At 37.1% G+C, this 12,541-nt stretch carries 13 protein-coding genes and 1 riboswitch; of the genes, 6 read left to right on the forward strand and 7 right to left on the reverse strand.

Features of this window, described 5'->3' with window-relative positions; genetic code table 11:
- Window position 1 precedes the first annotated feature (1 nt).
- Entirely contained in the window at window positions 2-1,087 is a 1,086-nt protein-coding gene (locus BJ095_RS03190; RefSeq protein WP_107931576.1) for a copper resistance D family protein, read from the forward strand.
- 259 nt (window positions 1,088-1,346) lie between these two features.
- Window positions 1,347-3,542, forward strand: coding sequence for an RNA polymerase recycling motor HelD (helD, locus tag BJ095_RS03195; RefSeq protein WP_181417949.1), 2,196 nt, complete (start codon window positions 1,347-1,349; stop codon window positions 3,540-3,542).
- Window positions 3,543-3,904: 362 nt separating this feature from the next.
- Here the strand turns inward: helD and BJ095_RS03200 are convergent, their stop codons facing one another.
- The 5 genes from BJ095_RS03200 to BJ095_RS03220 form a co-directional block, all read right to left on the reverse strand.
- Window positions 3,905-4,201, reverse strand: a complete 297-nt coding sequence (locus BJ095_RS03200; RefSeq protein WP_107931574.1) for a rhodanese-like domain-containing protein — start codon at window positions 4,199-4,201, stop codon at window positions 3,905-3,907.
- Between the two features lies 1 nt (window position 4,202).
- Entirely contained in the window at window positions 4,203-4,562 is a 360-nt protein-coding gene (locus BJ095_RS03205; protein WP_107931572.1) for a rhodanese-like domain-containing protein, read from the reverse strand.
- Between the two features lie 137 nt (window positions 4,563-4,699).
- Entirely contained in the window at window positions 4,700-5,260 is a 561-nt protein-coding gene (thpR, locus tag BJ095_RS03210) for an RNA 2',3'-cyclic phosphodiesterase (protein ID WP_235867555.1), read from the reverse strand.
- 76 nt (window positions 5,261-5,336) lie between these two features.
- Window positions 5,337-5,651 (reverse strand): DMT family transporter, encoded by a 315-nt coding sequence (locus BJ095_RS03215; protein ID WP_107931569.1) that lies wholly within the window; start codon window positions 5,649-5,651, stop codon window positions 5,337-5,339.
- Window positions 5,651-5,992, reverse strand: coding sequence for a DMT family transporter (locus tag BJ095_RS03220; protein ID WP_107931567.1), 342 nt, complete (start codon window positions 5,990-5,992; stop codon window positions 5,651-5,653). Before BJ095_RS03220 ends, BJ095_RS03215 begins: the two co-directional genes overlap by 1 nt.
- A 54-nt stretch (window positions 5,993-6,046) precedes the next feature.
- Window positions 6,047-6,142: riboswitch (guanidine-I (ykkC/yxkD leader) on the reverse strand.
- A gap of 137 nt (window positions 6,143-6,279) precedes the next feature.
- On the opposite strand from BJ095_RS03220, the gene BJ095_RS03225 reads away from it, so the two are divergent.
- Complete coding sequence (locus BJ095_RS03225; protein ID WP_107931565.1) at window positions 6,280-7,089, forward strand: S1C family serine protease; 810 nt, start codon at window positions 6,280-6,282, stop codon at window positions 7,087-7,089.
- Window positions 7,090-7,250: 161 nt separating this feature from the next.
- Here the strand turns inward: BJ095_RS03225 and BJ095_RS03230 are convergent, their stop codons facing one another.
- The gene (locus BJ095_RS03230) at window positions 7,251-8,243 is read right to left on the reverse strand and encodes an ABC transporter substrate-binding protein (protein WP_107931563.1); all 993 of its coding nucleotides are present in this window, start codon (window positions 8,241-8,243) and stop codon (window positions 7,251-7,253) included.
- 211 nt (window positions 8,244-8,454) lie between these two features.
- Here BJ095_RS03230 and BJ095_RS03235 point away from each other — a divergent pair, with 211 nt between their 5' ends.
- Both BJ095_RS03235 and BJ095_RS03240 read left to right on the forward strand, forming a co-directional pair.
- Window positions 8,455-9,420: a FecCD family ABC transporter permease gene (locus BJ095_RS03235; RefSeq protein WP_235867556.1), complete on the forward strand. Its 966-nt coding sequence runs from the start codon at window positions 8,455-8,457 to the stop codon at window positions 9,418-9,420.
- Window positions 9,421-9,458: 38 nt separating this feature from the next.
- The gene (locus tag BJ095_RS03240) at window positions 9,459-10,439 is read left to right on the forward strand and encodes a FecCD family ABC transporter permease (RefSeq protein ID WP_107931983.1); all 981 of its coding nucleotides are present in this window, start codon (window positions 9,459-9,461) and stop codon (window positions 10,437-10,439) included.
- Window positions 10,440-11,051: 612 nt separating this feature from the next.
- On the opposite strand, the gene BJ095_RS03245 is transcribed toward BJ095_RS03240, so the two are convergent.
- Window positions 11,052-11,462 carry a hypothetical protein gene (locus BJ095_RS03245; protein ID WP_107931559.1) on the reverse strand — a complete coding sequence of 137 codons (411 nt, stop codon included), beginning with the start codon at window positions 11,460-11,462 and terminating at the stop codon, window positions 11,052-11,054.
- A 191-nt stretch (window positions 11,463-11,653) separates the two neighbouring features.
- Here BJ095_RS03245 and BJ095_RS03250 point away from each other — a divergent pair, with 191 nt between their 5' ends.
- The gene (locus tag BJ095_RS03250; RefSeq protein ID WP_107931557.1) at window positions 11,654-12,244 is read left to right on the forward strand and encodes a DUF2441 domain-containing protein; all 591 of its coding nucleotides are present in this window, start codon (window positions 11,654-11,656) and stop codon (window positions 12,242-12,244) included.
- Window positions 12,245-12,541 lie beyond the last annotated feature (297 nt).

Genomic DNA, 12,541 nt, shown 5'->3' on the forward strand with positions numbered 1-12,541 from the left:
TATGGATATGTTAGGTATGTTAAGTCAGACAATCGTATATCTTTGCTTTGCTATTTTAATGGGGAGCTTCATTTTAGCAATAGTACCTGAATCAGCACGGCCTTCTATTTTTGTACCGAAATGGGCATTGCTTCTTTCTACAATTGGACTCGCCCTCTTTTCTTTTTTTCCAGTACTACAAATTCTGTTCTACCTAGTGCCGAACATGGGCTTAGCCGATACACTGCAATCTGTTTTATTTACATTTGAGGTAGGTAAAGCCTGGTTATTTACGTTTATTGTTTCGATTATTTTATTCCTTTTCATCGCTCTTTTCGATGATCGGGCTAACAGGTTTTACTGTGCGATAGCTATAGCGCTCACTTTTCTTTTGATACTAGCTTTAGGCTGGTCGAGTCACGCTAGCTCTTACAATCAATTACTGGGATTTGTAAGTGATACCATTCATTTTACTGCTGTAGCTGTTTGGGTTGGTGTACTGATTATCGTTAGTTGGTTTTCAAAAAATCATTCCAACTGGGCAAGCTTTTTAAAATGGTTCACGCCTGTTGCGTTACTATGCTTTACGGCGACAATTGTAAGCGGTCTTCTTTTGATGGACATCATTGTGGAGGACTATACAAATTCCTGGCCAATTTCCTATGGGCAAATGCTGTTAATGAAGCATTTATTAATCATTCCATTAGTAGTTTTTGCTGCGATTAATAGTCTATTTATTAAAAAGAAGGTTCAAAGAGAAGCAAGCTTCAATCCCCTGCCTTGGACAAAGGCCGAAAGTATTTTTATGCTGCTCATTTTTTCTGTAACTGCTGCATTAGGACAACAGCCGCCACCGAGAGAAACAGCTATTTCGGGCAACAATGTATCACCATTATTCAGCTACATTTACCAGGGGCAGATTCAACAAAATATGAGTGTACAATTTGCTCCAAATGCAACAGCGATTATGCTAGGAGTTCTAACTCTTCTATTCTTAGTACTGATGATTTTTTCCTTTTTAAAGAAGATGCCAGCAATCATGACTTTTATGATGGGTATATTCATTGTTTTAAGTGGCTATCTTTGCTTGATTTTAAGTATTAAATAAAACAAGCCGTTTCCATGTTTTTGAAGATGGAAGTGGCTTTTGTTATTTCAACATTTATTTTTAAATTATCTGAAAAAACATTATACAAAACTTCACTTCAGTAGGAAAATTTAGTAAGATAAATATCTAGCTTTTTTTGTACGTTATTACACAATGAATGGGGGTTTGACCTAAAGTGGCAGAACAAGGTGAACAAAACACAATCCAGCATCCTGATTTTCAAAAAGAAAGTGAACGATTAGAGTACACAAAGCATTATATGAGCGAGCTTCTTGAGGCTTCACAGAGAGATTTAAAGGCTGTGCAAGATAAGATTAAGGAATCGATGGCCAATCTTGAATATATTGATTCCAGTGATAGCTATATCAATATTTTAACGAATTCTCGTTTTTTTGAATTAGCCTTAAATCAAAAAGAAAGTTTGGAAGCCGTTAAGAAAAAACCTTATTTTGCTCGGATACATTTCCAACGAACTGGAGAGCTTGAGGAGCTTTTATATATCGGTAAAACCTCTCTTTTTCATAACGAAACCTTCGAGCCTATTATTGTGGACTGGCGTTCTCCAGTGGCCAATGTGTATTATGACGGTCGACTTGGCGAAATTTCCTACCCTGTCCGTGATGAGGTTTTTACAGGGCACTTATTTTCAAAACGACAATATAAAATTGAAGATGGTGAACTGTTAAGCTTCCAGGATGTTGATTTAACAACGAATGATGACCTCCTTCAGGAAGCACTTTCGGGGAAAGCCGATGTACGATTGACCGAGATTGTAGCAACCATTCAAAAAGAACAAAATGAAATTATTCGCGCCCATTTAAAACAACCGATACTTGTACAGGGAGCTGCAGGAAGTGGAAAAACCACCATTGCTCTTCACCGAATTTCTTACTTCCTATATACAATGGGCGAACATTTTAACCCTGAGCAGCTAATGATTTTAGCACCCAATAAATTGTTTATCGAGTATATTGGAGACGTCTTACCAGAGCTAGGTGTGGAGCAAATTTGCCAAACAACCTATGCTGAATACGTCCAAAATGCTACAGGCACCAAATTAAAATTACAAAACCCGAATGAACAGCTTGAAACAATCGTTGAAGAAGGCCTTGATGCACTTCCCGCTTTCAACATCCCTCAAATAAAGGGCTCCTTATTTTACCGGGAATTGTTAAACCGTTATATCAAAACACATGAACACGATCTAGCAGATTTATTTAATGAGGATGTGTTTATAGAAAAATATCGGATAATGCGTGGCAGTCATTTGAAGAAGCTGTTCCTAGAGGAATTTGCTTACATGCCGATCGAAAAACGTATTGAACGCATTAAGAAGATTGTTCAAACCGAAGTAAAACGAAAAGCAAAAGCTGTTCTTACATCTCTAAATACCCGTTATGAGGATATGATTGGAAAAGCATTAAGCGGTTTACGAGATCCCGACAAAAGACGTGAAACAGTTACAAAATTCATCGACGAACGGGATGAACGCATTCCTAAAATTACAGCTGAAGCTAAATCTACTGCAACTACTTATATGAAGCGGTTTGAAAAAGCGAAGATCAAACAGATGTATCGCAAGCTTTTGACTGACCGTCAGCTTTTACAAGAGCTTGCACCTGAATGGACCTTTGAGCAGCAAGAGAAATTTTTGCAAACCCACGCAAAGGAAAAATGGGCATTAGAGGATCTAGCGGCCATTTATTATTTACAGGCCAAAGTCAAAGGCATTGCTGATCAGTGGAAAATGCGAGTTGTCTTTATTGACGAGGTACAGGATTATAGTTTATTTCAGTTAGCTGCTCTACAGGATGGTCTGGAGACAGACATGTTTACAATGGTTGGTGACTTAGCACAGGGAATTCACAGCTATCGTTCTTTAACAGAATGGGATTCTTTACTTGAACTGTTTCCCCGTGCAAACTACTTTACCCTGCAAAAAAGCTATCGAACGACCATTGAGATTATGGAGGTAGCAAACAAAATTCTCATGAAAATGGACGAGGATTTACCATTAGTTGAGCCCGTTGTTCGACACGGCCAGGAACCAACCTTTGTACAGGGCGATACATTTGCCCCTGAGAAAATCAGTGAAATCTATCAATCAATTGGTCAAAATGGACACAAATCCATTGCTCTTATTTGTAAAACTACAGCTGAGGCAGCTAACTATACACGGCTATTAAATAACGCTGGAGTTCCTGCTGAAATGCTGAATGAAGAATCCGCGCTAGGCGATGCAAAGCTTCTCATTGTGCCTAGTCACTTGGCAAAGGGGCTGGAGTTTGATGCGGTAATTATCGCAGCTTTCGATATCCCCTATTTCGATACAGCGATCGACCGAAAGCTTTTGTATGTTGCCTTGACCCGCGCTATGCATGAGCTATATTTAGTTGGACCTGGATTAGATGTCTTTTTACTTAATGAAGTATCTGAAACAGTGAACAAAGCGTAGTAATATAGAAGATAATCTAGGGATGAAGCTGTTCAAAGTCTTTAGACTTAAGAACAGCTTTTATTTTCTTGGTGGAATTCGAACGAAGGGTTTCTTTTTAACAGCTCTTTTTGAAAGTATTTGTCGAAGCAGCCTGAACAACAGTCTTCTTCTTTTAAACTCAATATCCTTTGTTTGAGGTAAGGCAGGAATTCTCATAATTTCATCACTCCTTTATTTTAAATATATTAAAAAAAGAACTATATTATTCACCGTAAGTGATAGTTTTCAAAATTTCTTTTGTAGAATATAAATAAGGCCTAATCCAAAAGAACTTTGAATTAGACCTTCTAAAAACTACTTTGTATGCGAAAAGAAAGATACTATTCTACATTACCTTCCCAGGCAAGCATGCCACCACTCATATTCGTTACATCAAAGCCTTGGTTTTGTAGAAATTCCGTTGCCTTGCCACTGCGTCCACCTGAACGGCAAACCATAATATATGGTTTGTTTTTATCTAATTCATGTGTGCGAAATTCGAGTAACCCTAGTGGAATATGCGTTATACCAGAAATATGACCAGCTTGTACTTCATCAACTTCACGTACATCGATTAGGTTTAGAGCCTCTCCATTTTCTAAGCGCTGTTGCACTTCTTGTGGTGTAATCTCTTTCATGTTATTTTCCTCCTTTAAAATTCCAGTTACTTAAGCCGCCACGAACATTTGTAATATTCGTATGGCCACGTCGTTTTAATTTTTTACAAGCCTGATTACTTCTTATACCCGTTTGGCAAATCACAATGATTTCTTTATCCCTTGGTAAATCCTTAAATTTCGATTTTAGTGGGATATTTTGAAACTGTTGAATATGCTGCGCATTATATTCAAGCGGGGACCTTACGTCTACAAATACCTTATCCGGATCATTTATAATTGTTTTTAGCTCCTGTGCCGTGATTGTTTTAACTCCCCTTGCTGGTGTTAAACGGTACACGAGAAACGCGACAAGAATTATGATTAAAATCCATTCTAACATCGGTGCCTTCACTCCTATTTTTGCCTATTAAAATCAATGCAATTTCAATCTACTTATACCTATTATACACGAGAGCGAGCTAGTTAAAAAAGGTATGGTTCTTTTGTTAACCATACCTCTTAATGTTTTTTTCGTTTTTAAAGCCCTTCACCTAAGGAAAAGCGAGCATATTCATAATATTTAGGTGTTCTATCTAAATGTGTCTCATAAAGAATAACTTCATCGATCGTAAATGAAAGTCGTTCATCGAAGTTAGTAAGCGTTGCGATATCAAAGTCTTCCTCGCCCTGCCATTTGCGAGCTAATGTAATATGGGGACGGAACGGTTTTTTATCTAATTGAAAGCCGATATTCGTACACTGGCGATAGACCTTTTTTTGAACTTCGTTTAATTCCTCGGATTGTTCTACATCTGCCCAAAATATACGGGGTTTTTTATGCGGCCCAAAGGTACCAATTTTATTTAGTGTTAAAGTAAGTGGATTTTCATTTATTAAAACCTGTGCCATAGTTTCAATAACTTCTTGTTTCATGTTTTCTTCAGCAAAGCCTAAAAATGCTAAGGTTATATGAAAATCCTCATGATGTACCCATCTCGCAAATGGAAAATCTATTTTATTTGCCTCAACCCACTCTTTTAAAAACTCTTTTACTTCTTTTGGTAGCTTGGCTGCTAGAAAGTAATGATGCTTACTCAACGTTTTCCACTCCTTAAGAAATCTGACTACCATTTATAGTTCTCATATCCTTCAAAACTATAACGTATTTTTATTCTTATGAAACAATTTTCAACCCAATACTAGCACAGAGAATAATAAAGATACATAGAACCCTTTTCCAATCCTTGGATTCCCCGTAAAAAAGCATGCCTACGATTGTTCCTCCGACTACTCCAATACCAGTCCAGATGGCATAAGCTGTTCCCATTGAAATCGTGTGCATCGCGTAGTCTAGAAGGAATAAGCTAATACAAAATCCAAGTATTAATAACGCTAACGGTTTCCAGCTTCGGCTTACGCTATATTGATTCATCATTGCCACTCCAAAGGTTTCAAATACCCCCGCTACGATTAAAGCTACCCATGCCATTATTCAGCTGCCCCCTTTTCCTCTTGACCATTGTCCGTTACAAGCTTTAAGCCAATAACACCTATCAGTAACAAAATAATTAGTAGAATTTTTACTATGTTAAAGGGCTCACCAAAGAACATAATCTCCGAAAGAACTGCCCCCGCAGTCCCCAATCCAACAAATACCGCATAAACGGTACCTGTAGGAAGCTCTGAGGTTGCCTTTATCAATAAATAATTACAAATTCCGATTGCTAGTATTGTACCTGCCCATTCCCAAAACTCATCTGCATGAGCAAGACCTATCACCCAAAATACCTCAAGCAATGATGCTAGTAAAACCTTTAACCAAGCTTTCATGTAAACTTTCCTCCTCCATTCAAATAAAAAAAAGCCTTGAGAGATATTAAAAATATCTCCCAGGCTTTTGTCCTTCCGTGTCACGCTTTGCGTAGTTCTCTCTCGGACCAGACTATCAAAATACGATACGGAACCCTAGAAAACCTTTCTCTTAATCTAATTGTCTAGAATTATGTCACATTTTTTAGGGGGATTCAAGCGTTACTGTCATGCTATCAAAAATTTCCAAAGAACATCGATTTCAGCTATCATAGAGGAAATGATTCCATGTGAAGGGAGGGGCGAGAATGGATAAAGAAAAACAAAACGAGCCTGAGCCAATTAGTGAGGAAGAATTGATAGAGTTAGTCCTTGAAGAACAAAGAAAAGCCCTTGAAAAGGACCGAGAAAATCGATTATCCGGCGTGAAAGTAACTAAGAAACGCTCAAAGCCAGTTCGCCTTTTTGCTTGGATCATGGCTGCCATGCTTGCCTTTAGTACATTTGCGATGATTTTTGAAATCTTCTCAATTCCTGCTATTGAATTTTTGAAGGTTTCTGCAAAGCTTTCAAGTCAGGAAGACATTCAAACCTATAAACAATCTGTTGTTGAAATACAAACTAACGATGGTAAAGGAACTGGTTTTTCTATTACTGAGGACGGTTATATCGTGACGAATGATCACGTCATTGAAGACGCCCTGACCATCACTGTTATTTTTCCTGATGATAGCCTGTATAAAGGTGAAGTGATAGAAACTTATCCAGACATTGATTTAGCTATTCTTAAAGTAGAAGGTGAGCAGCTCCCCTACTTAACCTTAGCTGATTCATATACACCAACCGAACAGGAGGCTATTTACTTTATCGGAAATCCTTTATATTTTACCGGGATAGCCAATGAAGGTCAGGTAATTGATTACATGCAGCTATCTGATTGGAATGAAGAGGTTTTAATGTTAGATGCGCCGGTCTATCGAGGAAATAGCGGAAGTCCAGTTATTAATCTAGATGGTAAGGTCATCGGAATAATCTTCGCTACAATTAAAGACGAGACGCATGGACGTGTAGGATTATTTATTCCCGTTGACCTACTACATGACAAAACTCAATTTTAATATAATAAAATTCATTCTCCCTTTTTCAACAGACCGTTTATGAGGATTGCTAATATAAGTCGGTATGCTTAAATTTTTGTCAACTTAGGTTACGAAATTGCTTTATCGGCAAAATAAAAAGTACTTGTCCAGATAATATCCAGCAAGTACTTTTTCGTTTACTATTTTGCTACACTTTCTAAAACATCATCAATAATTTGACCATTTGCAATAGCACCTGTGTATAACCAGCTTGTATCTGGTCCGAATTCATACACATTGCCCGCTTTTACGGCAGGAATGCTTTTCCATAATGCATCACTTAAAGTTGTACTCTCGCTACCATCGCTGTTTACTAGGAATAGGTAGTCTGCATCAAGCTCAACTAATTTCTCAAGAGAAACGGCATTCCAGTTGTTTTCACCGCTAGCTGAAATTTCTTCTACTACTGCTGGCGCTTCAAATCCTAAATCATTATAAAGTACATCTCCACTTGATAATTCTTTATTTACAACAAAGAAACTTCCCCCAACTAACCAAACCGCAGCAGCAGACTTTTTACCAACTTTTTCTTCAATCTGCGCCTTTGCTTCTTCTGCTTTTGTTTCATAATCAGAGATTACTTCTACAGCTTTATCTTCCATTCCGAAGATACCACCTACTGTTTTAAGCTCTTCTCTCCAATCATTATTTAACTCTGCCCCGATAACGTATGTTGGTGCGATTGCATTGTATTGTTCATACTTTCCACCCTCTACCATGCTAGGTGAATCCATAATAATTAAATCTGGCTCAAAGCTTTGAACTTCTTCGAAAGGAAGATCATAATTGATTAGATCAATATCTTTTAAATTATCTTGTAGATAGCCTTGAATACTTGCGCCTTCATTTAATGACCATTGAGCAATCGGTGTAATCCCAAGCGCTACTAGTGGATCCTCTAAATAAGATGCAATAACACGTTTTGGCTCAGCAGGTACTGCTACTTTGTTTCCTAAAGCATCTGTAAGTGTGCGAGCTTCAGTTGAATCTTCTCCTGTTGTAACTTCACTTGTAGCTGAATCATCTGTTTTAGGTGTATCTTCAGCCTTATCTCCACATGCTATTAATGCTAAAGCTAAAAACCCTAAAGATGCTATTTTTAATGGCTTTGTTGATTTAAAGAAAATGCCCATTTTAATCCTCCTGATTATGTGTTAAAATTTACTTTAGTTGATAATGATTATCATTTATATTAAATGCTAAATATTCAATATAGTCAACATTTATTTTTAATATAGGTTTAAAGAAAGTAGGCTTTATAGTATGGGTCAGCCCAAAAAGATATCTCAACATTTACATAACTCCTTTAAAGGAAAACCTTATATCTCGCTGATACTTGGATGTGTGGGTATCTTTTTACTTATATTTCTTGGTATTATTTCAATCCTTTATGGTGCTACCTCAATTGATGTAGCAACCATTATTCAAAGTCTCTTACATTTTGATGATGAAAATAGCCAGCACGTGATTATTAGAGAGCTAAGAATTCCTCGTGCTATTGCAGCCGTTGCCGTAGGAGCAGCTTTAGCAGTTTCGGGTGCCATTATGCAAGGTATGACGAAAAATCCACTTGCTTCTCCATCAATCATGGGGGTTACAGCTGGTTCTTCTTTTGTACTTGCTCTAGCAATGGCTATCCTGCCTTCTTTACCTTATCAATCACTTATATTCTTCTCATTTATAGGTGCTGGTGTAGGTGCATTCCTTGTGTTCGGTATGGTCGCTTTAGCAAAAGGCGGAATTACACCGATTCGTTTAGTATTAGCTGGTTCTGCCATCACATCCTTACTAACATCTTTATCGACCATTATTAGTATTCGCTTTGATATCGCAAAAGATATCAGCTTTTTCTATGCGGGTGGTGTATCCAGTATCCAAAAGCACCACTTATCCATTGCTATACCTGCAATTGTCATTGGTTTAGTATTTGCAATTCTTTTGTCACGATCCATAACAGTGTTGAGCTTAGGTGAGGATATCGCGAAGGGTTTGGGGCAAAATACTAGACGCATCCAATTATTCGGCACAATTACAGTACTGATTTTAACTGGAGCAGCCGTTTCAATCGCTGGGATGATTGGCTTTGTCGGCTTAGTTATTCCGCATATCACTCGCTTCTTTGTCGGATTGGATTACCGTTATATCATTCCATGCTCGGCCATCTTGGGTGGCCTGCTACTTTTAGGAGCAGATATTGTTGGCCGTATGGTAAATCCTCCATTTGAAACACCTGTAGGAGCTATCACAGCCTTAGTCGGTGTACCTTTCTTTCTTTATTTAGCTAGAAAAGAAGGGAGAACAATGAATTGAACTCGCAACTAGTCAACTTACGAAAATTTGTAGGTTTCATGGTTTTATTTCTCATTTTAATAATTGCCCTTGTATTAGTTAGCATTAATGCTGGGTATATACATATTCCCTTTTCTGATGTGTACACAACTTTAACTGGGAACGGTACTGCGGCAAATCAGCTGACTATCTTACAATTCCGCTTACCGAGAATTGTCATCGCCTTATTAGTAGGTGCTGGAATTGCAGTGTCTGGTGCGATTTTACAGGGGGTTACGAAAAACCCAATCGCAGATCCAGGTATCCTTGGAATCAATGCCGGGGCAGGTTTAGCTGTCGTGCTTTACATGTTCTTTTTACAGGGCTCAGCATTCTTTTCAGGACCATTATCAATTTTCATCATGCCACTTACAGCTTTAGCTGGAGCGTTTTTAGCAGCGATTTTCATCTATTTCTTCTCAATGAAAAATCGTACTGTGACGATTACCCGCTTACTTTTAGTTGGAATTGGCGTAAATGCTGCTTTCAATGCTGGATTAATCATCTTCCAAATGAAAATGGAGCCGGCTGATTTTACAGCTGCATTGGTTTGGATTTCCGGCAGCATTTGGGGAACAAATTGGACGTACGTTTTGGCCTTATGTCCATGGATTTTCATCTTCATTCCACTGGCAATTTATAAATCAAACTATTTAAATATCCTAAATCTAAACGACTCTGTCGGTATTGGGTTAGGTATGAGAATCGAACGCGAACGTCGAATTCTATTATGCATTGCCGTAATTTTAGCTGGTACCTGCGTGGCAGTTGGTGGAGGGATTACATTCTTAGGTTTAATCATTCCACAAATCGTACGCAGACTTATTGGCGCAAATCACAAAAGACTCATTCCACTAACAGCTCTAGCCGGCGCATTATTCTTGCTCCTTGCAGATACATTAGGAAGAATGTTCATGGCGCCAGCGGAAATTCCCGTAGGCTTGATTGTATCGCTTATCGGCGCACCTTACTTTATGTATTTGTTGATAAAGGGAAGATAAACCACAAAAGCATCTCCTATTTGTTAGTTTTGACGCTAACTGGTGGAGATGCTTTTTAGATTTCATTATATAGAGCTGTTTTGAACATTATTATTTATCCTTTTCATTTTCACAAGCATAGCTAATATCATAAATTTTTACTTTTAATCAATTTTAGCATAAGTATCCAATTTATTTTAAAAGCAACTCTGTTAATTTGACGAGTACATCTCACTTCTATATCCAAATAACAAAAAATATTACTCAAATATTTTGTTACCCGCTTTCATCATTAATCTAATAAGCCCACCATGTAGAATCTTTGTCAACCCAGTTTACGAAATCACTTTCCCTCTATAACTAGGGCTTCCTGTAATTACGTTAAAATTTCTGTAAAGAGACGTTTTATTACTAAAACAATATCAAATGAGCGATTTTCAAGTTGTACCCCTTCAGCTTTGACAGCATCACTCCACCCCACGAAATTTTTGTCAACCTAGTTCACGAAATGAGTTTCCTTATATATTAAATTGAAGAAAAAAATAGGACACCACCAATTTTGGTGGTGTCCTATTTTCATTCATAATCTCTCATGGAATACGCTTTTTTCAGGGGTTAATAATTTAATTGTATCTATTTGGAATATTCTTCTGTGTAGTATTCTACTCCATTTGAATCTTTAATTATTCGTTCTCCTGTTTTTTCAAACTCTAATGAAATATTATCATCAAGAGTTACATAGTATTTTGAACCCTTTGTTTCAATCTTTCCTTGGTTATAAATTTTTAAAAAGCTTGGCCCAGATTCAGCATTTTCTTTCTCAAGAACTTCATCTATATCGCTCATTTTAGGCTCTTCATACAATAGATGAACAGTACCACTACTAACTAATATTCCATCCTCAACTAAAATGATTAGTTGATTATTATTATTTCTAAATCCTGAATCCTCAAAATCTGTTACTTTTGCCTCTAATTTAACGTCATTATTTACACAAGCGGTTAAGAGCAAAGTTGTTAAAACAAACAAGATTATTTTTTTCATTTAGTCCTCCCTGTTTTAAATGTTTTAAATTTCCAATTATCTAATATACGAATGGAATCCTTATTAGATACAAAAAAGCTGGTGTTGTATTAAAGAAAATAAAGTTGTTGCACTAACGGGGGCGATAGTTCAACAAAGGAACTTAAAGCAGTATAATTCAAATAAATGGTAATTATAACTGGAGGTAGATTATGAGGAAGAATGGATTTTTCGTTTACCATATTGTTACACGGCAGGAAATGAATCTCGGACAAGTACTTCACTTTGACAAGAAGCAACACAACACCCTCTATCATTTCTTTTTCGAGGGAGAACAATTGAATACTAAAGAAGAAGATTTCTTTCAAATTTTAAAGACTCATTATACAAACGAGGGGCTAAACTTGAATAAAGAAGATGCCGATTTAGCTATGAATTACTCCGGCAAAACAATTCGAGCGATAAGAGAATTAATCTTGGAAATGGTAAGACTCGAAGAATATCCTGAGTATCCTTCAAGACTCTCTTGCTTATATGCAGCTAAAACGTACGAAGATGCACTGCAATGGAAAGAGATATTCACCTCTTATAATCGTAAGGTCTTACAAATTGTTAAACTACAAGTTTTTGGAGATCCTTTTGAAGGCGACGGAAACCTTTTACCAAAGGAAGATGGTGCGCCATTCGCAAAAAAATTTGAACAAGCTAGAGCTTATTGGAATGGAAATATTCAAAATGAACTCCCCGAACTATTGATTAACGGAAAAATTGAAGTGGTAGAAATTATTGATCAATTCAATTAAGGAATTTCAGAGGGAAATGGGGTTAATATTCTACTGAAGGCTGATACTTTCTTATTAAAATATATTTTCTTAAGCAATTTTCAAGTCACACCTTTTCAGCCTCGATATTATAACTCCATCCCTCGAAATCTTTGTCAACCTGGTTCACGAAATTGGTATCTTTCTATAACTTATGCCGATCCTTCCCCCTAGTTGCAACTCCATATTCATAGATACTTTCTTACTAAACTATATTTTCATATACGATTTCCAAACCACACCTTTTCAGCCTTGATATTATCACTCCACCCTGCGAAA

It is taken from the genome of Ureibacillus chungkukjangi (assembly GCF_003217295.1).
Classification (GTDB): Bacteria; Bacillota; Bacilli; order Bacillales_A; family Planococcaceae; genus Ureibacillus; species Ureibacillus chungkukjangi.

What these genes read in the sequence shown, in the direction of transcription:
- BJ095_RS03190 (WP_107931576.1), top strand. Translation starts at nt 2, where the DNA reads ATGGATATGTTAGGTATGTTAAGTCAGACAATCGTATATCTTTGCTTT.
- helD (WP_181417949.1), top strand. Translation starts at nt 1,347, where the DNA reads ATGAGCGAGCTTCTTGAGGCTTCACAGAGAGATTTAAAGGCTGTGCAA.
- BJ095_RS03200 (WP_107931574.1), bottom strand. Translation starts at nt 4,201, where the DNA reads ATGAAAGAGATTACACCACAAGAAGTGCAACAGCGCTTAGAAAATGGA.
- BJ095_RS03205 (WP_107931572.1), bottom strand. Translation starts at nt 4,562, where the DNA reads ATGTTAGAATGGATTTTAATCATAATTCTTGTCGCGTTTCTCGTGTAC.
- BJ095_RS03215 (WP_107931569.1), bottom strand. Translation starts at nt 5,651, where the DNA reads ATGGCATGGGTAGCTTTAATCGTAGCGGGGGTATTTGAAACCTTTGGA.
- BJ095_RS03220 (WP_107931567.1), bottom strand. Translation starts at nt 5,992, where the DNA reads ATGAAAGCTTGGTTAAAGGTTTTACTAGCATCATTGCTTGAGGTATTT.
- BJ095_RS03225 (WP_107931565.1), top strand. Translation starts at nt 6,280, where the DNA reads ATGGATAAAGAAAAACAAAACGAGCCTGAGCCAATTAGTGAGGAAGAA.
- BJ095_RS03230 (WP_107931563.1), bottom strand. Translation starts at nt 8,243, where the DNA reads ATGGGCATTTTCTTTAAATCAACAAAGCCATTAAAAATAGCATCTTTA.
- BJ095_RS03240 (WP_107931983.1), top strand. Translation starts at nt 9,459, where the DNA reads ATGGTTTTATTTCTCATTTTAATAATTGCCCTTGTATTAGTTAGCATT.
- BJ095_RS03245 (WP_107931559.1), bottom strand. Translation starts at nt 11,462, where the DNA reads ATGAAAAAAATAATCTTGTTTGTTTTAACAACTTTGCTCTTAACCGCT.
- BJ095_RS03250 (WP_107931557.1), top strand. Translation starts at nt 11,654, where the DNA reads ATGAGGAAGAATGGATTTTTCGTTTACCATATTGTTACACGGCAGGAA.